At 54.9% G+C, this 24,025-nt stretch carries 21 protein-coding genes and 1 pseudogene (1 of these 22 running past the window's edge); 15 read left to right on the forward strand and 7 right to left on the reverse strand.

Annotated features, from left to right (window positions below):
• Nucleotides 1-46: 46 nt before the first annotated feature.
• Nucleotides 47-1,825, reverse strand: a complete 1,779-nt coding sequence (locus tag ACOOFE_RS01300; RefSeq protein WP_420413316.1) for a B12-binding domain-containing radical SAM protein — start codon at nucleotides 1,823-1,825, stop codon at nucleotides 47-49.
• Between the two features lie 271 nt (nucleotides 1,826-2,096).
• Nucleotides 2,097-4,865: a preprotein translocase subunit SecA gene (gene secA / locus ACOOFE_RS01305; protein WP_420413317.1), complete on the reverse strand. Its 2,769-nt coding sequence runs from the start codon at nucleotides 4,863-4,865 to the stop codon at nucleotides 2,097-2,099.
• 269 nt (nucleotides 4,866-5,134) lie between these two features.
• On the opposite strand from secA, the gene ACOOFE_RS01310 reads away from it, so the two are divergent.
• From ACOOFE_RS01310 to ACOOFE_RS01325, 4 genes are all read left to right on the forward strand, one after another.
• On the forward strand, nucleotides 5,135-5,998 hold the full coding sequence (locus tag ACOOFE_RS01310; protein WP_420413318.1) for a peptidylprolyl isomerase: 864 nt from the start codon (nucleotides 5,135-5,137) through the stop codon (nucleotides 5,996-5,998).
• Nucleotides 5,999-6,159: 161 nt separating this feature from the next.
• Nucleotides 6,160-7,401, forward strand: coding sequence for a bifunctional glutamate N-acetyltransferase/amino-acid acetyltransferase ArgJ (gene argJ / locus ACOOFE_RS01315; protein ID WP_420413319.1), 1,242 nt, complete (start codon nucleotides 6,160-6,162; stop codon nucleotides 7,399-7,401).
• A gap of 83 nt (nucleotides 7,402-7,484) precedes the next feature.
• On the forward strand, nucleotides 7,485-7,892 hold the full coding sequence (locus tag ACOOFE_RS01320; RefSeq protein WP_420413320.1) for a (deoxy)nucleoside triphosphate pyrophosphohydrolase: 408 nt from the start codon (nucleotides 7,485-7,487) through the stop codon (nucleotides 7,890-7,892).
• 20 nt (nucleotides 7,893-7,912) lie between these two features.
• Entirely contained in the window at nucleotides 7,913-8,128 is a 216-nt protein-coding gene (locus ACOOFE_RS01325) for a Flp family type IVb pilin (RefSeq protein WP_420413321.1), read from the forward strand.
• 20 nt (nucleotides 8,129-8,148) lie between these two features.
• Here ACOOFE_RS01325 and ACOOFE_RS01330 read toward each other — a convergent pair whose 3' ends face one another.
• The gene (locus ACOOFE_RS01330) at nucleotides 8,149-9,048 is read right to left on the reverse strand and encodes a class I SAM-dependent methyltransferase (protein WP_420413322.1); all 900 of its coding nucleotides are present in this window, start codon (nucleotides 9,046-9,048) and stop codon (nucleotides 8,149-8,151) included.
• 185 nt (nucleotides 9,049-9,233) lie between these two features.
• On the opposite strand from ACOOFE_RS01330, the pseudogene ACOOFE_RS01335 reads away from it, so the two are divergent.
• The 5 genes and pseudogenes from ACOOFE_RS01335 to ACOOFE_RS01355 form a co-directional block, all read left to right on the forward strand.
• Nucleotides 9,234-9,329, forward strand: a pseudogene (locus tag ACOOFE_RS01335) (double zinc ribbon domain-containing protein); the annotation flags it as partial.
• Nucleotides 9,330-9,545: 216 nt separating this feature from the next.
• Complete coding sequence (locus ACOOFE_RS01340) at nucleotides 9,546-9,971, forward strand: ComF family protein (RefSeq protein WP_420415659.1); 426 nt, start codon at nucleotides 9,546-9,548, stop codon at nucleotides 9,969-9,971.
• A 108-nt stretch (nucleotides 9,972-10,079) separates the two neighbouring features.
• Complete coding sequence (grxC, locus tag ACOOFE_RS01345) at nucleotides 10,080-10,334, forward strand: glutaredoxin 3 (RefSeq protein ID WP_420413323.1); 255 nt, start codon at nucleotides 10,080-10,082, stop codon at nucleotides 10,332-10,334.
• Nucleotides 10,335-10,385: 51 nt separating this feature from the next.
• Nucleotides 10,386-11,240, forward strand: a complete 855-nt coding sequence (locus ACOOFE_RS01350) for a carbon-nitrogen hydrolase family protein (protein ID WP_420413324.1) — start codon at nucleotides 10,386-10,388, stop codon at nucleotides 11,238-11,240.
• On the forward strand, nucleotides 11,237-11,770 hold the full coding sequence (locus tag ACOOFE_RS01355) for a DUF1178 family protein (RefSeq protein WP_420413325.1): 534 nt from the start codon (nucleotides 11,237-11,239) through the stop codon (nucleotides 11,768-11,770). The genes ACOOFE_RS01350 and ACOOFE_RS01355 overlap by 4 nt, the downstream gene beginning before the upstream one ends.
• An 84-nt stretch (nucleotides 11,771-11,854) precedes the next feature.
• On the opposite strand, the gene ACOOFE_RS01360 is transcribed toward ACOOFE_RS01355, so the two are convergent.
• From ACOOFE_RS01360 to ubiG, 3 genes are all read right to left on the reverse strand, one after another.
• Nucleotides 11,855-12,349 carry a hypothetical protein gene (locus tag ACOOFE_RS01360; RefSeq protein ID WP_420413326.1) on the reverse strand — a complete coding sequence of 165 codons (495 nt, stop codon included), beginning with the start codon at nucleotides 12,347-12,349 and terminating at the stop codon, nucleotides 11,855-11,857.
• A 203-nt stretch (nucleotides 12,350-12,552) separates the two neighbouring features.
• Nucleotides 12,553-13,248, reverse strand: coding sequence for an alpha/beta fold hydrolase (locus ACOOFE_RS01365; protein ID WP_420413327.1), 696 nt, complete (start codon nucleotides 13,246-13,248; stop codon nucleotides 12,553-12,555).
• Nucleotides 13,248-14,009, reverse strand: coding sequence for a bifunctional 2-polyprenyl-6-hydroxyphenol methylase/3-demethylubiquinol 3-O-methyltransferase UbiG (ubiG, locus tag ACOOFE_RS01370; RefSeq protein ID WP_420413328.1), 762 nt, complete (start codon nucleotides 14,007-14,009; stop codon nucleotides 13,248-13,250). Before ubiG ends, ACOOFE_RS01365 begins: the two co-directional genes overlap by 1 nt.
• 191 nt (nucleotides 14,010-14,200) lie before the next feature.
• On the opposite strand from ubiG, the gene ACOOFE_RS01375 reads away from it, so the two are divergent.
• From ACOOFE_RS01375 to clpB, 6 genes are all read left to right on the forward strand, one after another.
• Nucleotides 14,201-15,451 carry an aspartate kinase gene (locus ACOOFE_RS01375; RefSeq protein WP_420413329.1) on the forward strand — a complete coding sequence of 417 codons (1,251 nt, stop codon included), beginning with the start codon at nucleotides 14,201-14,203 and terminating at the stop codon, nucleotides 15,449-15,451.
• Nucleotides 15,452-15,521: 70 nt separating this feature from the next.
• Nucleotides 15,522-17,789, forward strand: a complete 2,268-nt coding sequence (gene ptsP / locus ACOOFE_RS01380) for a phosphoenolpyruvate--protein phosphotransferase (protein WP_420413330.1) — start codon at nucleotides 15,522-15,524, stop codon at nucleotides 17,787-17,789.
• A gap of 54 nt (nucleotides 17,790-17,843) precedes the next feature.
• Nucleotides 17,844-18,917, forward strand: a complete 1,074-nt coding sequence (gene prfA, locus ACOOFE_RS01385; RefSeq protein WP_420413331.1) for a peptide chain release factor 1 — start codon at nucleotides 17,844-17,846, stop codon at nucleotides 18,915-18,917.
• A 17-nt stretch (nucleotides 18,918-18,934) separates the two neighbouring features.
• The gene (gene prmC, locus ACOOFE_RS01390; RefSeq protein WP_420413332.1) at nucleotides 18,935-19,777 is read left to right on the forward strand and encodes a peptide chain release factor N(5)-glutamine methyltransferase; all 843 of its coding nucleotides are present in this window, start codon (nucleotides 18,935-18,937) and stop codon (nucleotides 19,775-19,777) included.
• A gap of 361 nt (nucleotides 19,778-20,138) precedes the next feature.
• Entirely contained in the window at nucleotides 20,139-20,837 is a 699-nt protein-coding gene (locus tag ACOOFE_RS01395; RefSeq protein WP_420413333.1) for a DUF4167 domain-containing protein, read from the forward strand.
• A gap of 218 nt (nucleotides 20,838-21,055) precedes the next feature.
• Nucleotides 21,056-23,653, forward strand: coding sequence for an ATP-dependent chaperone ClpB (gene clpB / locus ACOOFE_RS01400; RefSeq protein ID WP_420413334.1), 2,598 nt, complete (start codon nucleotides 21,056-21,058; stop codon nucleotides 23,651-23,653).
• Between the two features lie 169 nt (nucleotides 23,654-23,822).
• Here clpB and ACOOFE_RS01405 read toward each other — a convergent pair whose 3' ends face one another.
• Nucleotides 23,823-24,025 carry the 3' portion of a M23 family metallopeptidase gene (locus ACOOFE_RS01405; protein WP_420413335.1) on the reverse strand. The gene runs 1,777 nt beyond the window's last position, so 203 of the gene's 1,980 nt are visible here — the last part of the coding sequence; the start codon falls outside the window, past its right edge; it ends in the stop codon at nucleotides 23,823-23,825.

Genomic DNA, 24,025 nt, shown 5'->3' on the forward strand with positions numbered 1-24,025 from the left:
ACAAAAAAGGTCCCGGCTCAGAGGCCGGGACGGCAGTGACTTTGACCTATTGTGCCGGTTCCATTGGCTGATCGTTGTCCTGGCGCGTCTTTTCGACGATTTCCTTTTGGCGCTTGGCCTTGGCCACCGCTTCGCGCGAGGCTTCGTTCAGGTTGAAGATTTCGAGGTTTTCTTCCTCGGCATCCTCCACCGGTTGAATGGCAAAGTCCGTGTAGGTCTTGCTGGCCGGATCCTTCTGGATCCGCTTGCGCATCCGATGAAGTTTCAAGCCGTAAAGGCCGAAGCGGGCGTATTTGATCAGGCTTTCCAGAGCAAAGCGTGGGTAATGAATGAAAGCAGGCCAGCGGCGGAAGCCAGGACGGCGCTGAAGTGGGTCTTTCAGGCGGAAATAACCGCATTGCTGAGGGTGAACGCCCTCGAATTTCATCGCGCCATAGATCTGTAAGCAAAGCCGCCAGACGCGAACCGGTTTGATGCCATAGGCGACATTGCGCTTCATCAGCGTCTCAATGTGCTCTTTGGTGTAGTACCACTCCCAGATATCCCAATACGTTTGTTGCCAAACTTCCGGGCTCATGAGGGGGTGTTCGCAGGTCGTGTGCTCCAGATCGTAACGGTTGAGGTCCGGATCGAGCCAAGTACCCTTTTCATAGAGCACTTTATGGTCCTCAGAGCCCGGCAGCGGAGTAAGCATGGTGAACTCGAGCATGTCGACGGGCAATTCCCGCTGGATGATCTCAATGTCGCGCTTGATGCTCTCCGGCGTGTCGCTTGACAGGCCCATGATGAACCCGGCATAGGTCATGATGCCGGCTTCCTTCCACAATTGGAACATCTTGCGGTATTCGGTAATCCGGTTCTGGCCCTTCTTCATATGCTTCAGATTTTCCGGATTGATGCTTTCCAATCCGATGAAGACATGGGTGCAGCCGGCCTTGGCCGCTTTTTCGATGAAATTGGGCAAACGGTGCGCGAGCGTGTCGATCTGAATCAGGAAATGGATGCAGATATCATCCTGTTCCTTCAGCTGGATGATCCGGTCGAATATCGCTTCCCAGTTCTTGTTGCGGGCAAAGTTGTCATCGGTGATGAAAAACGCGGTGATGCCTTGTGCATGGTTGGCCCGGATCAGGTTCTCAATGTCATCAGCATCCCGCCAGCGGGATTTCCGCCCTTGCACGTTGATGATCGTGCAAAACGAGCACTGGAACGGGCAACCCCGGCCCGCATCGAACGAAGATAAGTTCCCATCGTATTTGCGGACAATGCTTTCCGGCAGTAGTGGCGGGACCTGGTTTTGCAGGCCTGGAAGATCATGCATGACGTTGTAGATCGGCTGCAGATCTCCGTTGGCGGCATCTTTCAAGAGATTGGCGAAATGTTCTTCTGCTTCACCTGCAAACAACGTGATGCCAAGGTCCAGGGCTTCTTGAAGGTCAGGGGGCACGTCTTTCAGCATCGATAGACAGCCGGAAACATGGAAGCCGCCGAGCAGCACGGTGACGTTTTCCTTGCGCAGTTGTTTGGCGATTTCCAGGGCCCGCGGGTATTGGTTGGACTGAACGCCAACCAGGCAAACGACGCCGTTGTTTCCTTGAGTTTTCTGGATAATCTCGGCGAGAGGCACTCGCATCGTCATTTCATCGTAAGCGTTGACCGAGATGTCCGTATCTGCGCCCAGAACCTTTTTGGCAGCGCAATCTTGGGCAATGGCATAAAGGCAGGCCATGGAATTTGAAGGGATCCAGGCTTTCCACCATTGCAAAACATATCCGTCATCGTCGTAGTGCGACGGTTTGATGATTTCGATATGAAACGTACCCATACAGCGCGACCTCCGCAGGATTATGTCGCGGTGCAGCTCTCACATGAGTGGCACTGTTTTTTATTTTGTTCGCCGTAAGGAGAACCTCACCCCCATCAATATTTCTGCAGCGTAAGTCAGGTCTTTTGTAAGAACAAGGCAGCAAAGCAATCCGCTATCTTCCAATCGAATACGCGATTGGAAAGATTTTTTGCAAGATGTTGTGTTGAAAAGAAAAACCGGCGCCAAATTATTGGGCGCCGGTTTGTCGTTTTCGAAAATCGTCTGATGATCAGACCAAAGCGCCATGGCAGTGCTTGTACTTTTTGCCAGACCCACATGGGCAAGCTTCATTTCGCCCGACCTTGCCCCAGGTCTCCGGATTGTTCGGATCCCTCTGTCCGGCCGGTTGCATCGGTGCATTTGCAAGCGCCACTTCATCCTCGCCGGTCAGCGGATTGATGTGCTGGGCGTGCATTTCCGGAGCTTGCGGCATTTCCGGCGGCTGCTCTGTCACCAGTTCTACCCGCAGAAGCTGTCCGGTGGTGATCTGACGCAGCTGGACCAGCATGGTCTCAAACAGCGTAAAGGACTCGGTCTTGTACTCCTGCAAAGGATCGCGCTGGGCATACCCACGGAAACCAACGACAGACCTCAAGTGGTCGAGGTTGGCTAGATGTTCACGCCATAAGTTGTCGAGGGTTTGCAGAAGGATTGCCTTTTCCACCTGACGCATGATGTCCGGTGTATATTTGGCGACTTTTTGAGCCATGGCTTCATCCGCCGTGCGGGTGAGCCGGTCCTTGACCTCTTCGTCTGCAATTCCTTCTTCTGCCGCCCAATCTTTGATCGGCAGGTCCAGATTGAGGTACTTGCGCACCTCTTCTTCAAGGCCTTCGGTGTCCCATTGTTCCGGATATGCCTTTTCCGGAATATGGCGTGCCACCAAATCGTCGATGACGTCGTGACGCATATCCGAGACGGCGTCCTGAATGGCTTCGCTGTCCATCAGTTCGATGCGCTGATCAAAAACGACCTTGCGCTGGTCGTTCATGACGTCATCGAATTTCAGGAGATTCTTACGAATGTCGAAGTTGCGCGCCTCAACCTTCTGCTGAGCCTTTTCCAAAGCCTTATTGATCCACGGGTGGATAATAGCTTCGCCTTCTTCGAGGCCGAGCTTTTGCAGCATGGAGTCCATGCGCTCAGAGCCGAAGATCCGCATCAGATCGTCTTGCAGCGACAAGAAGAATTTCGAATGGCCGGGATCACCCTGACGGCCGGAGCGGCCGCGCAGCTGGTTGTCGATCCGCCGACTCTCGTGGCGTTCGGTGCCAATCACATAAAGGCCGCCAGCGGTGAGAGCTTCTTGCTTCAGGTCTTCGACTTCAGAGCGGATCGCAGCTTCTTTTGCAGACCGTTCTTCGCCTTCTGGCATGTCGCCAAGGACCATCTCGATCTGCATGTCGGCATTGCCGCCGAGCTGAATATCTGTGCCGCGGCCGGCCATGTTGGTTGCGATCGTCACCGCGCCCGGCAAACCTGCCTGGGCGACAATGAAGGCTTCCTGTTCGTGGTAACGCGCGTTCAGAACGGCAAAGACTTTGGATTTGCCGTCGTCCTTCTTCTGAGCTGCTGCGAATGCAGCCGGATCGCTCAGATCGGTCTGCTTATAGCCGTGTTTCTTCAGAAGGTCGGCCAGATACTCGGATTTCTCGATCGATGTGGTGCCGACCAGGATCGGCTGGCGGCGTTCCTTACAGTCGTCAATCAGCTCGACGATCGCATTGAATTTCTCCTGGAACGTCCGGTAAACCTCATCGTCGTCATCAACCCGTTTGACAGCGACATTGGTCGGAATTTCAACGACTTCCAACTTATAGATGTCGGCAAATTCGTCGGCTTCCGTGGACGCGGTGCCTGTCATGCCGGCAAGCTTGCCGTACATGCGGAAATAGTTCTGGAACGTGATCGAAGCCAGTGTCTGGTTTTCCGGCTGGATGCGGACTTTCTCACGCGCTTCCAGGGCTTGGTGAAGGCCTTCAGAGAAGCGGCGCCCCGGCATCATGCGGCCAGTAAACTCGTCAATGATGACGACTTCATCATTGCGGACGATGTAATCCTTGTCCCGCTGGAACAGTTTGTGCGCCTTCAGAGCTTGCTGCAGGTGGTGAACGATGGAGACGTTCTCGACATCGTAGAGCGACTCGCCCTTCAGCAATTCAGCTTCGGCCAAAAGGCCTTCGAGTTTTTCATTACCCGCTTCTGTAAAAGTCGCCGAACGCGCCTTCTCATCAAGCTCATAGTCTTCTTCGGTCAGGTTCGGAATGAACGCATCAACCGTGTTGTAGAATTCTGAGCGGTCTTCCAGCGGACCGGAAATAATGAGCGGTGTCCGCGCTTCATCGATCAGGATCGAATCAACTTCATCGACGATTGCAAAGGCATGACTGCGCTGAACCATCGACGGGCGGTCGTGTTTCATGTTGTCGCGCAGATAATCGAACCCGAATTCGTTGTTGGTGCCGTAAGTAACGTCGGCTTCATAAGCTGCGCGGCGTTCTTCATCGGACAGGCCGTGGGTGATGCAGCCAACCGTCAAGCCGAGGAACTTATAGACTTGGCCCATCCATTCGCTGTCGCGCTGCGCCAGGTAGTCGTTGACGGTGACCACATGGACACCATCGCCTGACAAAGCGTTGAGGTAAACCGGAGCGGTCGCAACGAGGGTTTTACCTTCACCAGTCCGCATTTCTGCGATCTGGCCAGAATTCAGAACCATGCCGCCAATCAGCTGAACGTCGTAGTGACGTTGGCCGAGCGCACGTTTGGCCGCTTCGCGAACTGTTGCGAATGCTGGAACAAGAATGTCGTCGAGGGTCGCGCCATTTTTGAGTTGTTCGCGGAATTTCTCAGTCTGTCCGCGCAGGTCTTCATCCGACAAAGCCTGTATTTCAGGCTCCAGAGCATTGATCTGCTCAACCTTTGCCCGGAATGATTTTATTATCCGGTCGTTTGCAGACCCGAACAACTTACGTGCTAATGCGCCAAGGCCAGCCATGTGGCGGTCCTTCCCTTACCGGCTGCGTCACTGGCAATCTGACGCCTGCCCATGAAATCGTCTCAATTTGCTGTACACGTTGTGCATGATACACAGCGCGTTGGCCGGTGAACGCGGCCGAAAAGATGCCATCCCAACCTCGCAGCAGGGCCGCCCGACAGATAAGAGGGGGCTGTATGCTTGTCAACGCTGCTGGAATAGGCAATGTACCCAAGCCCTCGTTCTAGGAGGGTAAAAAGAGACATGTTCCCATAGGTAAAGGTTTTCTTATGCTCCGAAATTCCTTGCGCAGGCCAGTCAAAGCGCTTGCTGTTTCCTTTCTGGCCCTGACGCTCGGATCGGCTTCTCTGTCCGCGGCCGAACCGGACGATGTTGTTGCAAAAGTTGGTGGTGCAGTCATCACCGAAGCCGATATTGCATTTGCCGCCCAGGACTTGGGCCAGGAGCTTCAGCGGTTTCCACCGGCACAATGGCGCCAATTGCTGCTGGATGTAATGATCGATATGGAATTGCTGGCCTTGGCTGCCAGAAAAGATGGACTTGACCAGGATCCTGAGTTCCAGAAACAGCTTGAATTTCTTGAGCTGCGGGCGCTTCGCAACGCTTATCTCGGCCAGAAGATTAACAGTGCCATCACCGATGACGACGTCAAAGCCGCATACGAGAAAGAGTTTGCGGATTTCGAAGGTCCTGAAGAGATCAATGCTCGTCACATTCTGGTGAAGGAAAAGGCGGAAGCTGAAGCCATTATCAAAGAACTGGATGGCGGTGCGGACTTCGTCGAGCTGGCGAAAGAAAAATCCACTGGCCCGTCCGGCCCGGGTGGCGGAGATCTCGGCTACTTCGGCAAAGGCCAAATGGTGCCGCCGTTCGAAGAAGCTGTTTTTGCTTTGGAGCCAGGGTCTTACACCAAGGAACCGGTTGAGACCCAATTCGGCTGGCATGTCATCAAACTGGAAGACAAGCGCCGCCAGGAAAAGCCGGCTCTGGATTCGGTAGAAGCGAACCTGCGCCAGCAGCTGATGCGGGAGCGGTATGACGCCCGCATGACCGAGTTGAAAGACGAATACGCGGTCGAGATTCTAGACGAGAAACTGGCAAATGCTGGAAACGAAGCACCGGCATCTGAATAACTACATTTAGTTCGATCCGAGAAATGCCCGGTGGCACGCGCCTGCCGGGCATTTTTGTTTTTCCGGAGCGATGCTTGGATTTTCGCGAAAAGACTTGCGGACTGGACAGCTGGTGGCTAGGGACATTTCCAGCTTCATTATGACAGTTTGGAACCGATCCCATGTCGACCAATGTTTCTCCGCTTGCCCCAAAATCCTACCCCGATATGCCGGACATTGCTGGGGTGACATTTGCGACGGCTGAAGCCGGGATCAAGTATTCTGGCCGTACAGATGTGTTGCTCGCATCACTTTCCGAGGGAACGACGGTTGCGGGTGTATTCACAAAGTCCAAATGTTCGTCTGCGCCGGTCGATTGGTGCAAGGATATTTTGTCTGGCGGCAAAGCTCAGGCACTCTTGGTCAATTCGGGCAACGCCAACGCCTTTACCGGAAAGAAGGGCAAGGCTTCGGTTGAGCTGTCCGCCGCTATCATCTCCAAGGCAATGTCCTGTCCGCTGAACAGCATCTACCTTGCCTCGACTGGTGTCATTGGTGAACCGCTGCCTGCGGAAAAGTTTGAAGATGTGGCCGCGCAATTGGTTGCTTCTCAAGGTAGTGCGAGCTGGCTGGAAGCGGCTGAGGCGATTATGACCACCGACACCTATCCCAAGGTGGCAACTGCAAGTGTTGAGCTGGACGGCAAGGCCATCACCATTAACGGGATTGCCAAGGGCGCGGGCATGATTGCGCCTGATATGGCGACGATGCTGTCGTTCATCTTCACCGACGCCGCTATCTCCCCAGCGGTATTGCAGGCGCTCTTGAGCGAAAAAACCGAAACCTCCTTCAATGCGGTCACGGTGGACAGCGATACGTCGACTTCGGATACGGTTTTGTTTTTCGCCACCGGTGCTGCCGAAAACGAAGGTGTTGAGCCGGTTGTTACTATAGACGATCCGCGCATTTCTGTCCTGCGTGAAGCGTTGTCCGATGTCATGACAGACCTGGCACATCAAATCGTTCGGGATGGGGAAGGGGCCCGGAAGTTCGTGGAAGTACGGGTCGAGAGTGCAGAAAGCGACCAGTCCGCTAAAACAATCGCTCTGGCAATTGCGAACTCACCTCTGGTGAAGACGGCGGTTGCTGGAGAAGATGCCAATTGGGGCCGTGTGGTCATGGCTGTTGGTAAGGCCGGTGAACCGGCGGACCGGGATCGCCTCGCGATCTGGTTTGGCGATGTTCGGGTCGCGGTTGAAGGTGAGCGGGATCCCGACTACAGCGAAGACGCAGCCTCGGCTGTCATGAAGGAAGATGAGATTGTAATCCGTACTGACCTTGGACTTGGGAATGGTTCAGCGACGGTTTGGACCTGCGATCTGACCAAAGAGTACGTCGCAATCAATGGTGATTACCGGAGCTAATGACACTGTCAGAAGTTTTTAGGACGTCACTTCGGAAATTCCCGTAGTTTTTCGCAGTTGTTTCAAAATCGGACACTCATGACATGACAAAAATAGTCCTTGTGGCCGCATGTGCGCTCGTCGATGTGGATGGGCGAATCCTGCTGGCGCAACGGCCAGAAGGCAAATCAATGGCAGGTTTGTGGGAATTTCCGGGTGGAAAGGTCGAAGATGGTGAGCGGCCGGAAGAAACTTTAATCCGCGAATTGTATGAAGAGCTCGGGATTGAGGTTAATGAAGCGTGCCTGGCGCCCTTGACCTTCGCCAGCCATACTTATCAAGACTTTCATCTTCTTATGCCACTTTTTATCTGCCGACGGTGGGACGGTTTTCCTCAAGGGCGGGAAAATCAAGCTCTGAAATGGGTGCGCGCAGTAAGGTTGCGGGATTATCCGATGCCAGCGGCAGATGAGCCGCTGATACCGCACATTATGGACGCTGTTTCGGGCTGAGGATTGGCAGGGCTGATTGAATGTTTTTTAAGATTGGCAATTTTTTAAATCGTGAATTGACCCGGTTTCTTGCCGACCGCAGCGGCGCGACCATGGTCGAATACGGACTCATGGTTGCATTTATCAGCGTTGCGATTCTGATCACATTCGTCAGTATTGGAGAGACGATGCGCGATGATATCTTCACCGCAATCTCTGATGCGATGCAATCCGGGTCTTCCCAAGCCTCTCCATAAAACGCTTCAAGCGCCTTAATTTACGGTTTTTCGGTCAGTTTCACTTCTTGCGTCTTCAGCGCATCCGCCAACCGGGTTTTAGCCGAGCCGGGCTTCATCGGCTTTTGCTGGCTTTCATGTGGAGCCCAGCCAAGCAGAGTTACCAGATTAAAACTTGCCCGGATGCGCCCGTCTGGGTCTGAGTAATCTTGGGCATATAGCTCCGCAGCGCGCAAGAAGATCTGGTGGCTGACCGGTGTCCGGCTGCGGTCTCTCAGAATTGAAGTTGCCCCCATCGCTTTCAGGTCGGCCATCAGATCGAACATCGTGTCGTAGCGCACGGTCAGCGGATCCATATCGGTGACCGGCAAGGCAAAGCCTGCCCGCTGCATAAGGCCCCCAAGGTCGCGGGTATCGGCAAACGGTAGAACTCGCGCTGCTGCACCTCCGGTTATCTCCAGTTCTGCCCGTGTGAGGCAATCTCTCAATTCAGTCAGCGTTCCGGCGCCGGCAAGCGTAGCCAGAAATAGCCCGTCAGGGCGCAGTGCCCGCCGAATCTGAACGAGTGTTCCGGGCAAGTCGTTGATGAATTGCAGGTTGAGTGCTGAGACGATCAGGTCGACGGACTGATTTTTGAATGGGAGCACGGCATCATCAGCAACCAGGGTAGGCGGAGCAAGGTTGGGATCTCCCGACCAAAGGTCTACCCGGCAAATAGTCTGTGTTTTGGCAGACGCTTTCAGCATTTCCGTGACATGCCCGCCATGGCCCCCGAGGTCGATTGCAATATCGAACATCCGGGTGATTGTCGACAGCCGTTCACCGAGGTCTTGGGCAACTGCAGCAAGCAGAAAATCCGAGCCAGTTTTCGCGTTTTTCAGAGCGACCTTGCGCCGGTGCCGCAGAAGTGTGCGATCGAACAATTCAGGCTGCGTGGTCACAGACAAGACTTTCCTTGGTGCCAATTTGAGGCTGACATATGCCATAATCAGCCTGGGGTCAAAACGGCTGCTGACCGGAAGAAAGCCGTCTCTGCTGTTCGTCTGCATTTTGGGTTGTGGTATCGTTTTCCACTTGGGGAACGTTTATGATCTTAAAACCTCTTTTCGATTTTCCGGGCGCAGCTATGGAGCTGCTTCTGGATGCACTGTTGCCGCGGCGCTGCGTCTGCTGTGAACAAACAATTGCTCACGAAAGTGGATTATGCGGATCATGCTGGCGGAAAATGCGGTTTCTGGAAAAACCATGGTGTCAAAGGCTGGGAACCCCTTTTTCGCACGATGTTGGCGAGGATGCGCTCAGTCCTCGAGCCCTGACGTCACCGCCAGATTTTGACAGGTTGAGAGCTGTTTCCTTTTATTCCGGCCCTGCGCGAGATCTTGTTTTGGGACTGAAGTTTGGCAGGCGGCGGGACTTGGCTCAGCCAATGGGGCGATGGATGGCACGTGCCGGTAGTGAGGTGTTGCCGGACAGCCTGCTTGTTCCAGTTCCCCTGCATTGGACCCGCATTTGGCAAAGACGTTTCAATCAGGCAGCCGAACTTGCACGAGCGATTTCGAGCATTGCCGGCGCAGAATATGCCCCAGCTTATCTAACCCGCACCCAGCGGACACGCCAGCAAGTCGGTTTGCCCGCTAAGGAACGGAAACGGAATGTGCGGAGGGCTTTTAAAGTGCCGGAAAATGCGCAGCCGGCCATTGTTGGCCGGCACGTGGTTCTTATCGATGATGTGTATACCACTGGGTCTACGGTAAGTGCCTGTACAAAAGTTCTCAAAGCTGCCGGGGCAAGATCAGTCGATGTCCTGACTTTTGCGGTTGCAGACCTCACCAATCACGAAGACGTGGGATATTCTGATTGGTAGGCACTTTCAGCCGTTCTTGAGTTTTCATCCCTCTATCGCATATATCCGCTGCAAATACTGCTATAGGCGTGGGGATTTGATCCTGGCGCGCGAGAAGGAATGAACTGAATGCCTGATGTGACGATTTATACCCGCCAGTTGTGTGGCTTCTGTACCGCTGCAAAGCGGCTTTTGGACAAAAAAGGTGTTTCCTTTAAAGAACACGATGCCACGTTTGATCCTGAACTGCGTCAAGAAATGATGCAGCGATCGAATGGCCGGTCAACATTCCCGCAGATCTTTATCGGCTCAAAACATGTCGGTGGTTGCGACGATTTGCATGATTTGGAGCGGGCAGGCAAACTGGATCAATTGCTTGCCTGACGATGTCATGGGCAGCTGTATCATTGATACTTGATGGGTAAGGACCAGGCGATGGCTACTTTTACGGCTGCGTGCATTCAGCTTCGGAGCGGAAAAACTGTTGCCGAGAACGCTGTAGCCGCTGAACAGCTGATCCGGCAAGCTGCGGGTGACGGGGCTGCCTATGTCCAAACACCGGAAATGTCCAACATCCTGGTGCGCAGCCGTGATGAATTGATGGACCGGATCGGGCCGGAGGAAACGGATCCATTTCTTGCGATGGCCCGCCGGGTTGCTGCGGAGCTCTCGATCCACCTCCATCTTGGTTCATTAGCCATTTTGAAGGAAGGTGGAAACGCCGCGAACCGCGCTTTTCTCATCGGTCCGAACGGAAGCGTCCAGGCATCCTACGATAAGATCCATATGTTCGATGTGGATCTTCCGAATGGCGAAAGCTGGCGGGAGTCGGCGACCTATGACCCGGGACATGACAGTACTTTGGTGGATCTGCCATTCGGCCGCTTTGGTATGGCTGTGTGCTATGATGTGCGCTTCCCGGCGATCTTCCGAGAGCAGGCAAAACGCGGAGCTGAGGTGTTAACCGTACCTGCGGCTTTTACGCGGCAGACTGGTGAAGCCCATTGGCATGTGCTACAGCGCGCCCGCGCCATCGAAAATGGCGCCTATGTGATTTCTGCCGCTCAAGGCGGGTTGCATGAGGACGGACGGGAAACCTACGGGCACAGCCTCATAGTCGATCCCTGGGGGCAGGTGATCGCCGAACTGGACCATGATGCGCCCGGTTATGTACTTGCCGCCGTCGATACAGAGAATGTTGCCAAGGCACGGGCACGCATTCCCGCTATTGCCAACGAGCGGGGTTTTGCTTGCAGGCTTGCTGATGGCCTGAAGGAGATACCGGCGTGATCAAATACACGCTCATTTGCGATGCGCCGCACACGTTTGAAGGCTGGTTCCGGAACTCGGACGACTTTGATGCGCAGTGCGCCCGCGGATTGGTTATGTGCCCGGTGTGCAACAGCACTGACGTTAAAAAGGGTTTGATGGCACCGGCAGTGTCCACATCGCGGAAGAAAGACGCCATGGTGGTTCCTGATGTCAGTGAACCGGCCCCGGCTCCTCCTGCCGTTGCGCCAGAAACCACCCCACAGGTTCCGGCTCCTGCCAGCGACGTTAAACCGCAAGCTTCTGCGCTGATGCCCAATGATGTGCGTCAGAAGGAGATTGTAGAGGCGTTGCGGCTTGTGCGCGCCAAAATGACCGAAAATTCTGAAAATGTTGGATCTTCTTTTGCCTCCGAGGCGCGCAAGATCCACTACGGCGAAGCCGAAGAACGCAATATCTACGGTGAAACCTCACCGAAAGAAGCCATGGACCTTCTGGACGAAGGAATTTCGGTCCTGCCGCTGCCTGACCTCCCAGACGATAAGAATTAGACAAAATAATAGGGCAGCCAGAATTGGCTGCCCTACCGATATACAATGGCCACAACAATGTCTGGCCAATGGGTAGTTTAACACCTAGCCAGCTGCAGCGGTTTTGCGGCGTGATTTTGGTTTTTGAACTTCCTTGATGCTTTCTTCCGCAGCTTTGCTGAATTCGCTCACGGTTTCCATCGCCGTATCATTGAGCTCTTCAACTGCCGCCGCATTTTCACTGTAGCTTTCGCGAAGCAGTGCAGCTTGTTTTTCGAAGTGTGCCTGATACTCGCTGGACATCTTGGCGTAGAAGGCCTGAAGCGTTGAAAAGGTTTCCTCGGGAGCACTGCATTGGCTTAAGGATTTTGCGCATTCAAAATCTTCGTGAAGCCGGTGGCTGACAAAGTCCATGTGATCTTCAAACGCCTTACCAGCATGAGACCACATTGTTTCACCGATTTTTTGGAAACTGGCGACAGCCTTGGCTTCCATCCGGTCTTCTCTTTCAGCAAATGCCCAATTTGAAAAAGCCGGGATCGGCCAGTCAGGTACCTTGCCTATGAAATCGAATCCGCCGGTATTACGTTTTGTCGGCATTTGAAACCTCCGCTTTTGAGTGGCAGTCAAGCGAACGCCGGCGGGGTGATATTTTGTGCCGGCGTTGTTTCCGGTCTATGCGCGCTGACAAGCGCACAACGTCAGAGTTTATCTAACTCTACGTAAGACGGAACTCTAATCGTTGACCTAGATCAAAAGCAAGCGTGGCGGAATTGTCGCAGTCTTTCACTTGCGTTGGCAAACTACGGCCTGTTTAGGAAATCGCGCAATGTGTTGGTCACTTTCTCCGGTTCTTCCAACGTCGATAGATGGCCGCTGCCCTCAATAACAGCCAGCTCGCTGTTTGGGATAAGGGAATGAATTTCCTCGGAAATCTCGAGTGGTGTTAATCTGTCGCCCTCACCGACCAGAACCAGCGCTGGGCAGGTAATTTCCGGAAGACGTGACCGGGCATCCGGCCGGTTAATCAAAGCGGTCTGCTGGTGGATAAAGCCTTCAGGTCCGGTGTCGTTGGCCATATCGACCACGATGGCCTTCAGGTCAGCATCCTCTTCCCGGCTTTCATGAACAAACCCCGGATAAAGTAGATGTGGAACCTTTTGAAAGCCCCGTTCCCGGGTCATCTTGATCATGAATTTCCGGCGTTCCGTTTGATCGGCGCTGTCCGGCCGCGCATTTGTATCCAGGAGAGCCACCTTGCCGACCCGGTGTGGGGCTTCCCGCAGAATTTCCATGGCGATGTACCCGCCCATGGACAGGCCGGCGAGGGTGAAGCGCTCTGGCGCATTTTCTAAGATGCTGGCAGCGATTTTTTCGATACTGTCATGCTCACGGTGATTGGCGACCATGATTGGACGGTCCGCGAAGGCAACAATCTGCGGGGCAAACAAGGCCTCGGTGCACAACAACCCTGGCACAAAAACGATTGGATCACCCATCAGGATGCCTCGGACCGCTCGGAAAGCAGCATGTAATTGACATCCATGTCGCGCGAACGGCTCCAGGTGTCCGTCAGAGGATTAAAGCTGACACCGGACCGGTCAATGATTTTTAGCCCCGCGGCATTTAGAGGCGCTTCGATTTCCGACGGCCGGACAAGCTTTTCATAAGAATGCGTGCCTTTTGGCAGCCAGCGCAGGACGTACTCGGCGCCAACAATCGCTAGAGCATAGGCTTTTAAGGTCCGGTTGATCGTTGCAACGAACATCAAGCCGCCCGGGCGTACCATGCGGCTGGTGGCAGTCAGGAACAACGGCACATCGGCAACATGTTCGACAACTTCCATATTCAATACAACATCGAAGGTTTCGCCTGCATCGGCCAGCCCTTCGGCCGTTTCTGCGCGGTAGTCTATTTCAAGCCCGGAACTCTTCATGTGAAGACGGGCGATTTCGATGTTTGTTTCGGAAGGATCTGCCCCTACGACTTCGGCGCCGAGGCGGGCCATTGGTTCACTCAGCAGGCCACCGCCACAGCCGATGTCCAGGAAACGTAGTCCTTTGAAAGCGTCAGGCGCATTCGGGTCCCGGTCAAATTTCCGGCAGACTTCCTGTTTGATATAGGCAAGGCGGACCGGATTGAATTTGTGCAGCGGCTTGAACTTGCCGGTCGGATCCCACCATTCGTCGGCCATTGCGGAAAAACGGGCAACCTCGTCGCTGTCGATGGTGCCGCTGGTCATTTTTGCCGTACCTGTCATTTGTTGATCCTCAAAGGGAGTGCAGCTGGCCGCAACTCCACCCATCTAGTTTGTCTTACCTGTCGTTCCAAGGTCGCAGCCTATTTGTCAAGGCACCCGGTTGCAGCATGGCGACGCAGCCTGTATGCATGTCCGCCGATCCAACCGGCGCGTTCGGCGCCTCGGGAAGTCATAACTAGAATACGAGTGGAATGGCCCGACTGGTTTTAAAATTTGGCGGAACATCGGTTGCCGACCTTGATCGCATCCGGAATGTCGCCCGCCATGTCAAACGGGAAGTGGATGCCGGCCACCAGGTTGCGGTTGTTGTTTCGGCGATGTCCGGACAGACCAACAAGCTGGTACAGTTCTGCCGCGAAGCTTCACCACTGCACGATGCCCGCGAGTATGACGCGGTCGTTGCTTCAGGCGAACAGGTGACGTCAGGCCTTTTGGCCATCGTTTTGCAAGATATGGGTGTCAACGCCCGATCTTGGCAAGGATGGCAGGTGCCGATCAAAACCGATGAAAATCACGGCGCTGCCCGGATCCGGGAAATCGACAGTGAGTTTTTGTGCGAACGCCTTGGACAAGGCCAGGTCGCCGTGCTTGCCGGATTCCAGGGTGTCGCGCCTGATAACCGGATTTCGACACTCGGCCGGGGCGGATCTGACACCAGCGCGGTTGCAATCGCGGCAGCCATTAAGGCGGACCGCTGCGATATCTACACCGATGTAGATGGTGTCTATACGACGGACCCGCGCATTGTACCTCAAGCTCAACGGCTGGCCCGCGTTTCATTTGAAGAAATGCTCGAAATGGCCTCGCTTGGCGCCAAGGTCCTTCAAGTCCGGTCGGTCGAAATGGCCATGGTCCATGGCGTGCGTACGTTTGTACGTTCCAGCTTTGATGACCCGGAAGCACCGCAGACCGGCGAAGGCAATCTTCCCCCAGGAACTCTTATTTGCGACGAGGACGAACTCGTGGAACAGCAAGTTGTCACCGGCATTGCATATGCCAAGGACGAAGCCCAGATCTCGATCCGTGATGTTGCGGACAAGCCGGGGGTGGCGCAGTCGGTCTTTGGACCGCTGGCCGATGCCAATATCAATGTTGATATGATCGTCCAGAACATTTCGCCGGACGGCAAGACAACCGATATCACGTTCACCGTGCCGGAAGCTGACTACGACCGCGCGCAGAAAGTCCTGAATGACAATCGGGAAGAAATCGGTTTTCAGAACATTGAAGGCGCAACCGATGTCGTCAAAGTGTCGGTTATTGGGATCGGTATGCGTTCCCATGCCGGTGTGGCTGCTCAGTGTTTCAGCGGTTTGGCGAGCAAAGGTATCAACATCCGCGCGATCACCACTTCCGAGATCAAGATCTCCGTTCTGATCGATTCCGCCTACGCAGAACTTGCGGTGCGGACTCTCCATTCGCTATACGGATTGGACGGATAAGAATCCGTAAGACTGGTTCCGACCGATTCAGAACCAGCCAAACCAATGAGCGGGATCAATCGGGGGGGGAATGCGAAACAACCTTGCAGGACCACGCCTATTGCTCCGCCGGCTCCGGGAAGTCATGGCGGAGCCGATCAAGGCGCAGGAACGGCTCGACAAGATCGTTGTCCTGATCGCGTCGAATGTCGTCGCCGAAGTCTGTTCTGTTTACATTCTGCGGGCTGATGGCGTTCTGGAGCTCTATGCAACAGAAGGTTTGAAGCGCGAAGCAGTTCACAATGCGTCGCTCCGGGTTGGCGAAGGCCTTGTGGGCCTGATCGCTGCCGAAGCCCGTCCGCTCAACTTGCCGAATGCCAGCGCGCATCCAGGCTTTGCCTATCTGCCAGAGACCGGCGAAGAAGCTTACAATTCTTTCCTCGGTGTTCCGATCCTCAGGGCCGGGCGCACGCTCGGCGTTTTGGTTGTTCAGAACAAATCCCACCGGACCTACCTAGAAGATGAAGTTGAGGCGCTGCAGACCACCGCAATGATTATTGCGGAAATGGTGGCAGCTGGGGAACTCGAGGCGATTGCCCAGAAAGATACCGGTCTCGATCTGTCACGCCCGATAACCGCATCCGGCATTTGTCTGGCAGAGGGCGTCGGGCTTGGCCATGTGGTTCTGCACGAGCCACGCGTTGTCGTTACCAATCTGATTGCCGAGGATGCCGACAAGGAAAAACGGCGGTTGGACGGCGCAATCAACCGGCTGCGTCTTTCCATCGATGATCTTCTGGCCAGCGGTGAAATCGCGGCGACGGGTGAACACCGTGAAGTGCTGGAAGCCTATCGGATGTTCGCTTATGACCGGGGCTGGATTCGCAAGATTGAAGAAGCGATCCGAAACGGCCTGACCGCGGAAGCGGCCGTTGAAAAAGTTCAAAGCGATACACGCGCCCGGATGCTGCGCCAGACAGATCCGTATTTGCGCGAACGGTTGCACGATTTGGATGATCTGGCGCACCGTTTGATCCGCGAACTTATGGGCCGTGAGCACGGACCAGGTCTCGAAGAACTTCCACAAGATGCGATCATCGTTGGCCGCAACATGGGTGCGGCCGAGCTGCTGGATTATGGCCGTGACCGGATCCGCGGGCTTGTTTTGGAAGAAGGCGGACCGACCAGCCACGTGACCATCGTTGCGCGAGCGCTCGGGATTCCGACTGTTGGACTGGTGGAAGACATCGTCAGCCTCGCGGATGGCGGCGATGCCATCATTGTGGATGGCGACAGCGGCGAAGTGCATCTGCGTCCGGCTGCCGATCTTGAAAACGCTTACGCCGAAAAAGTCCGCTTCCGCGCAAGACGCCAGGCTCAGTACCGCCGGCTGCGCAGTAAACCCTCCGTCACCAAAGATGGCGTTGAGATTGCTTTGCAGATGAATGCGGGACTGCTGGTCGACCTGCCGCATCTGGAAGAATCGGGTGCCGCCGGGATCGGCCTGTTCCGCACAGAGCTCCAGTTCATGGTTGCCTCGTCTTTCCCTCGCATGCGTGAGCAGGAAGCTCAATATTCACAAGTTTTGGATGCGACCGGCGGTAAGCCAGTAACCTTCCGGTCTCTCGATATTGGCGGCGACAAGGTGCTGCCTTACTTGAGGTCAATCCTGGAAGAAAACCCAGCCATGGGCTGGCGGGCGCTGCGCCTTGGGCTGGACCGTCCGGGGCTTTTACGGACGCAAATCCGGGCGCTCTTACATGCCGCTGCGGGCCGGGATCTGAAACTCATGTTCCCGATGGTGGTTGAAGTGGCCGAGTTCCTCGATGCGCGTGCGCTCGTTGAGAAGGAACTCAAGCATTTGCGCCGCCATGGCCACCCGGTGCCTGAAACAGTGCGCCTTGGTGTGATGGTTGAAGTGCCATCCCTGCTGTTTCAACTGGATGAACTTCTGGGCCACGTGGATTTCATTTCCGTGGGCTCCAACGATCTGTTCCAATTCTTTTGCGCAGTCGACCGGGGCAACACTCGTGTAGCTGGCCGTTTTGATCCTTTAAGCCCTCCTTTCCTCAGGGCCTTGAAAATGATCGTTGATGCGGCAGATAAAGCACATGTCCCGGTTACACTTTGTGGCGAGATGGCGGGCAATTCGCTATCGGCCATGGCCTTGATTGGTTTGGGATATAGAAACCTCTCAATGTCGCCGGCGTCTCTTGGTCCTGTCAAAGCCATGTTGCGCACACTTGATGCCAGCCGGCTAAGGGCGCGGTTGTTGCCGCGTATGGAGCCGGAACATCGCGACAGCAATATCAGGGCCTTTTTGACCCGGTATGCTGAAGAAATGGACGTCGCTCTTTAGCGGCACTCTGCTTTTGCCACCCCAATAGTTGGGAATTCAGGAGAACCTGCGCGTATGCTGGCGCGTCATAAACTCGATAATTTGCTGGACCGGTTTGCCGAACTTGAACATATGATGTCGGCAAATCCCGATCCAACTGCCTATGTCAAACTCTCACGGGAATATGCCGGGCTTGAGCCGCTGGTGATGAAAATCCGTGCCTTGGTCAAGGCGGAAGAAGACCTCAAAGGCGCTTCTGATTTGATTGACGATCCGGAGACTGACGCCGAAATGCGCGAGCTGGCTGAGCTGGAACGTGATGAATTGTCGGAAAGCGTCGAGCAGCTGACACAAGACGTGCGCATTGGTCTATTGCCGAAAGATGAAGCCGACACCAACGATGCGATCCTGGAAGTGCGGGCTGGAACGGGCGGCGATGAAGCTGCTCTATTTGCTGGTGATCTCTTCCGGATGTATCAGCGGTACGCCGAATTGCAGGGTTGGAAAGTTGAAATCCTGTCAGCCAGCGAAGGGGAAGTCGGCGGGTTTAAGGAAATTATTGCCTCGGTTACAGGTGAAAACGTGTTTGCCCGGATGAAATTTGAATCCGGTGTTCACCGTGTGCAGCGTGTGCCGGCCACCGAAACCGGTGGTCGAATCCATACCTCTGCGGCGACGGTTGCTGTTCTCCCGCAGGCTGAAGACGTCGATGTTGATGTTCAAGACAGTGATCTGCGGATTGATACGTTCCGGGCGTCCGGTGCTGGCGGCCAGCACGTCAACACAACCGATTCTGCCGTTAGGATTACGCACCTTCCAACTGGAATTGTCGTGGCGGTTCAAGATGAGCGCTCGCAGCATAAGAACAAGGCGCGGGCCATGCAGCTTTTGCGGGCGCGGATCTATGATGAGGAACGCGAGCGGGCCGCAAGCGAGCGGACAGAAGCGCGCCGGCTTCAGGTCGGGTCCGGGGACCGGTCAGAGCGAATTCGAACTTACAATTTCCCTCAAGGCCGCGTAACTGACCATCGTATCGGGTTGACCCTTTATAAGCTTGATCAGATCATTGCAGGCGAAGGTCTTGGTGAGGTGATTGAAGCCTTGATCCTCGATTATCAGGCGAATCTTTTGGCATCAGAAGACAGCTAATCAAAGAAAGCTGGCCAATGAAGGTTGGAATGCTCTACCGGCAGGTCCGCGATCAATTTCGGTCTGCCGACTTGGAGACACCGGATCTGGATGCAAAGCTCCTGGTGAGTGCGGCTCTTGGGACAACTGTGTCCAATCTTCTCTTGATGGAACTGGATGAGGCTCCTGAGGCCAGCGCACAAAGGGCACTGGAGTATTCCAAGGAACGGCTTGGTGGCATGCCCGTCGGCCGCATACTTGGTGAGCGCGAGTTTTATGGCCTCTCTTTCAAACTCAATCACGCGACTTTAGAGCCACGGCCGGATACCGAAACGTTGATCGATGCCGTTTTGCGTCAGTGCGACCCTGATCAACCTCTTAAGATGTGCGATATCGGCACCGGGACAGGCGCCATCGCTGTGACCCTCCTGGATGAACTGCCGAAGGCGCAGATGGTCGCCGTCGATATCTCCGCCGACGCGCTCGAATGTGCTGCGGCAAATGCCAAGAGCAATGGTGTTGGTGACCGGTTCTTGCCGGTGCGCGCAGATTATGCAGATCCTCTTCAGGAAGGCTTCGACTGGGTCGTCAGCAACCCGCCTTACATTCGCACACAAGTCCTCGATGAGCTCTCGGCTGAGGTTACAAAACATGATCCGAATCTGGCGCTCGATGGTGGCGCGGACGGGCTGGACGCTTATCGGCGTATCGTTGCGCGCGCTGCAGTGATTCTTGTACCTGGAGGGCGTATCGCACTCGAGATCGGCTATGATCAGGCGGGTGAGTTGAAAAACCAGCTGCGTCATCATGGCTTTGAGGCGATTGATATCATTCAAGATCTTGGCGGGCGTGACCGTGTTGCAACAGCTCGCAGGGTTTAATACTTTTGATTTAATCTTGCTGCGAAAAAGCACTTGGAAATCGCAACGGAAACGGGTAGGTTCAGCTTGCCGAGACCGGAGATGTGATAAGCGTTAAGCGGGGCATACGCATCCGGCAACTTCACGAAATAGGCAGACTTGCACTGTTGACGTTGTTGCGAATCGGGCGAACCGGTTTTTGGACTGTCTAAGAAAGAGACGAGGGCGCTGGTCATTGGCCGGACGCACGGTGTCTTTTGTTTCATTGGCGGCCGCATGCCATCACGCATGGGTTTCGGTGTGAATTTCGTAATCGGTTTAGGCAATTCCGATGTTTGGTCAGCATTGCGCTGACCGCCGTTCCTTAAGAGAAAACGGCAGGATGAGACCAGGAAATCAAAGCAATAAGCGTATGCGCGGACGGGGCCGCAAAGGACCTAATCCGCTAACCCGGACATATGAATCCAACGGTCCTGATGTGAAAATCCGCGGCACAGCGATGCATATTGCGGAGAAGTATCAGCAGCTTGCCCGGGATGCTCAGGCATCGGGCGATCGGGTGATGTCTGAAAATTATAATCAGCACGCAGAACATTATCTTCGGATCGTCGCTGCTGCACAGCCGCAGCAACAACAGTCAGCTCAACCAGCTGCACGCAACGAAGCGGATGATAATCAGGAGCAAGTTGCTGCAAGTACCCCGGCTGCTGCCAATGGTGCCGAGCAGGCAACTCAGACTCCTGCTGATGCCGCTGTAGTTGATGGTGATGCTCCGCAGCCATTTATCGACAACATGCCGGTAATCGACCAGGAAGGTCAGGTGAACGGAGCTGCGAAAGCATCGGATGGTGAGACGGCTGAGGCGGAAGAAAAACCGCGCCGGCGGACTAGAACCCCGCGGGCCCGCGCACCGAAGAAAGCCGCTGTAGAAACATCCACTGACACGGATGCTGCAGCGGACGGTGCTCCGGCTGCCGAGGCTGCCGAAGAGGTGCCAAAACCACGCCGGCGGACCACGCGTCCACGGCGAACCAAAGCAGCCGAGGAAACTCCTGCGGAAGCTGTACCTGCCAGCGAGTAAGGTCAGTGCGAGACAAGGTTTAAGATGCAAAACGGCGCCTTCGGGCGCCGTTTTTTGTTTTGCAGCAGAAATCGCTGACAGGGGGGTTTTGTTGTGAATATGCAACACTATATTTGAAGAGCAGTGCTTGATGAGGCTGCGCAGATGCCCGCAAACGGGGTCTGAATCTCAAAACGTTCCCCACGCTTCGGGTGGTGCGGACGGGTAGGAGGTCATATATGAACGTCGAAAAGTACACCGAACGAGCCCGCGGTTTTATTCAATCCGCCCAGACCTTTGCGCTGGGACGGGGCCATCAGCAGTTTACACCGGAACACATTTTGAAAGTTCTTCTGGATGACCCGGAAGGCTTGGCAAGTGGTTTGATCGACCGTGCCGGCGGCGGCGCGAAGGCGCTCAAAGGTGATTTAGAGGGTATCTTGGACAAGATGCCGAAAGTGTCTGGTGGTTCCGGTCAGCTCTATATGCACCAGGCAACCGCACGCTTGTTTGAACAGGCAGAATCGATTGCAGATAAGGCGGGAGATAGTTTTGTCACCGTAGAACGTCTTTTGCTGGCACTGGCAATGGATGCCGACAGCGAGGCCGGTAAACTTTTTAAGCGGCATGGCATTACGCCGAATGCTTTGAACGAAGCCATCAACCAGTTACGTCAGGGGCGCACCGCTGACAGTGTAACGGCCGAAAACCAGTATGAAGCCTTGAAGAAATATGCCCGGGATCTGACAGAAGTAGCCCGGGACGGTAAACTTGATCCGGTGATTGGCCGTGACGAGGAAATCCGCCGTACGATCCAGGTGCTCTCTCGCCGGACGAAAAACAATCCGGTTTTGATCGGTGAACCAGGCGTTGGTAAAACCGCCATTGCAGAAGGTCTGGCACTTCGCATCATCAATGGTGATGTACCTGAATCTTTGAAAGACAAACAGCTCCTAGCGCTGGACATGGGCGCGTTAATCGCTGGTGCGAAATACCGCGGTGAGTTTGAAGAGCGATTGAAATCGGTGCTTTCCGAGGTCGAAGCAGCGGCCGGTGGTATCATCTTGTTCATCGATGAGATGCACACATTGGTCGGCGCTGGCAAAGCAGATGGCGCGATGGATGCGTCGAACCTTTTAAAGCCGGCATTGGCCCGCGGTGAGTTGCACTGTGTTGGGGCGACGACACTCGATGAATATCGCAAGCACGTGGAAAAAGACGCCGCGCTCGCCCGCCGATTCCAGCCGGTGTTTGTGACGGAACCGACCGTCGAGGACACGGTCTCAATCCTGCGCGGTATCAAGGACAAGTACGAACTTCACCACGGCGTGCGCATCACCGATTCTGCCATTGTCTCGGCCGCGTCCTTGTCCAACCGTTATATCACTGACAGGTTCCTGCCGGATAAAGCCATCGACCTTGTCGATGAGGCTGCAAGCCGGTTGCGGATGCAGGTGGATTCCAAACCGGAAGAACTGGATGAGTTGGATCGGCGCATCATTCAGCTGAAGATCGAGCGCGAAGCCTTAAAGACCGAAAGTGACGAGGCGGCCAAAGATCGGCTGGGCAAGCTTGAAAAAGAACTTACCGATTTGGAAGAACAGTCGCAGACCCTCAGTAACCGCTGGCTTGGTGAAAAAGAAAAGCTGAACCTTGAGCAGAAGATCAAGGAGCAGCTGGAACAGGCCCGGATCGATCTGGAAATCGCGCAGCGGCAAGGAGACCTGGCAAAAGCCGGGGAACTGGCCTATGGCGTGGTTCCAGATCTGGAGCGTCAGCTGGCCGAAGCTGAAGCCTCTGAAGACAAGGATGCCATGGTGGATGAGGCGGTCACCCCGTCGCATATAGCCCAGGTTGTCTCGAAGTGGACCGGAATTCCAGTCGATAAGATGCTGGAAGGCGAACGGGAAAAACTGCTGCGCATGGAAGATGTCCTGGCCGGCCGTGTTATCGGTCAGAGTGAGGCGATCCATGCTGTTTCAACAGCCGTACGCCGGGCGCGTGCTGGTCTTCAAGACCCGAACCGGCCGATTGGCTCGTTCATGTTCCTTGGACCGACCGGTGTTGGCAAAACCGAACTCACCAAGGCGCTCGCCAGCTTCCTCTTCGATGACGACAGTGCAATGGTCCGCATCGACATGTCGGAATATATGGAGAAACACTCCGTCGCCCGGCTGATCGGCGCGCCTCCCGGCTATGTTGGCTATGAGGAAGGCGGTGCTTTGACCGAAGCCGTGCGCCGGCGTCCGTATCAGGTGATTCTTTTCGATGAGATCGAGAAGGCGCATAGCGATGTCTTCAATGTGCTTTTGCAGGTACTTGATGATGGCCGCTTGACAGATGGGCAGGGACGGACCGTGGATTTCCGCAATACTTTGATCATCATGACGTCGAATCTTGGGTCGGAGTATCTGGTCAATCAGCCGGAAGGCGAGGACAGCGATGCTGTTCGCAATGAAGTCATGTCGGTGGTCCGTGGCCATTTCCGGCCGGAGTTCTTGAACCGTCTGGACGAGATTGTTCTGTTCCACAGGCTGCAACGTTCGCAGATGTCCGCGATTGTCGAAATCCAGCTGGAACGTCTCCGCGGTCTGCTGACCGACCGCAAAATCACGCTCAATCTGGACGACGGCGCGCTCGGTTGGCTCGCCCAAAAGGGATACGACCCGGCCTATGGCGCACGCCCGTTAAAACGGGTCATCCAGAAGGACGTTCAGGATCCGCTTGCCGAAAAACTCCTCGCCGGAGACGTCTTGGATGGTCAGACGGTGGATGTATCGGCTGGAACCGACCGGCTGATCTTCCAGGTCGCAGGCGCGGGAAGTCAAGCAGCCTAAAGCCACATAAGTTTGATCAGCGGCTGTTTAAGTAGAACCGCTTGAGCAGCCAAAGCTGATCGATCTTAGGTAGATAGAGTATCCTGCGTTCACTTGGATGCAGGATGCTCCAGCGCAAAAAAAAGCCCGCAGATCCAAGATTTGCGGGCTTTTTTTATCTGGAACGGGCTCAATTGATCGATGCGAGCCGTGACGGTTTGCGGGCCTTATCAAGCAAGGTATCGATCCGGTAACGTTCGCCTTCAAATGCGGTGCGCAGTTCACCGTCTAACGTCCGTCCCTTCGGCAGCTTGATCCGCATCGGATCCATATAGCGGCCATTGACCAGCACTTCATAATGAAGGTGCGGACCTGTCGATAGGCCTGTTGAAC

The sequence above is a fragment of the Roseibium sp. genome, from assembly GCF_965216085.1.
Taxonomy (GTDB): domain Bacteria; phylum Pseudomonadota; class Alphaproteobacteria; order Rhizobiales; family Stappiaceae; genus Roseibium.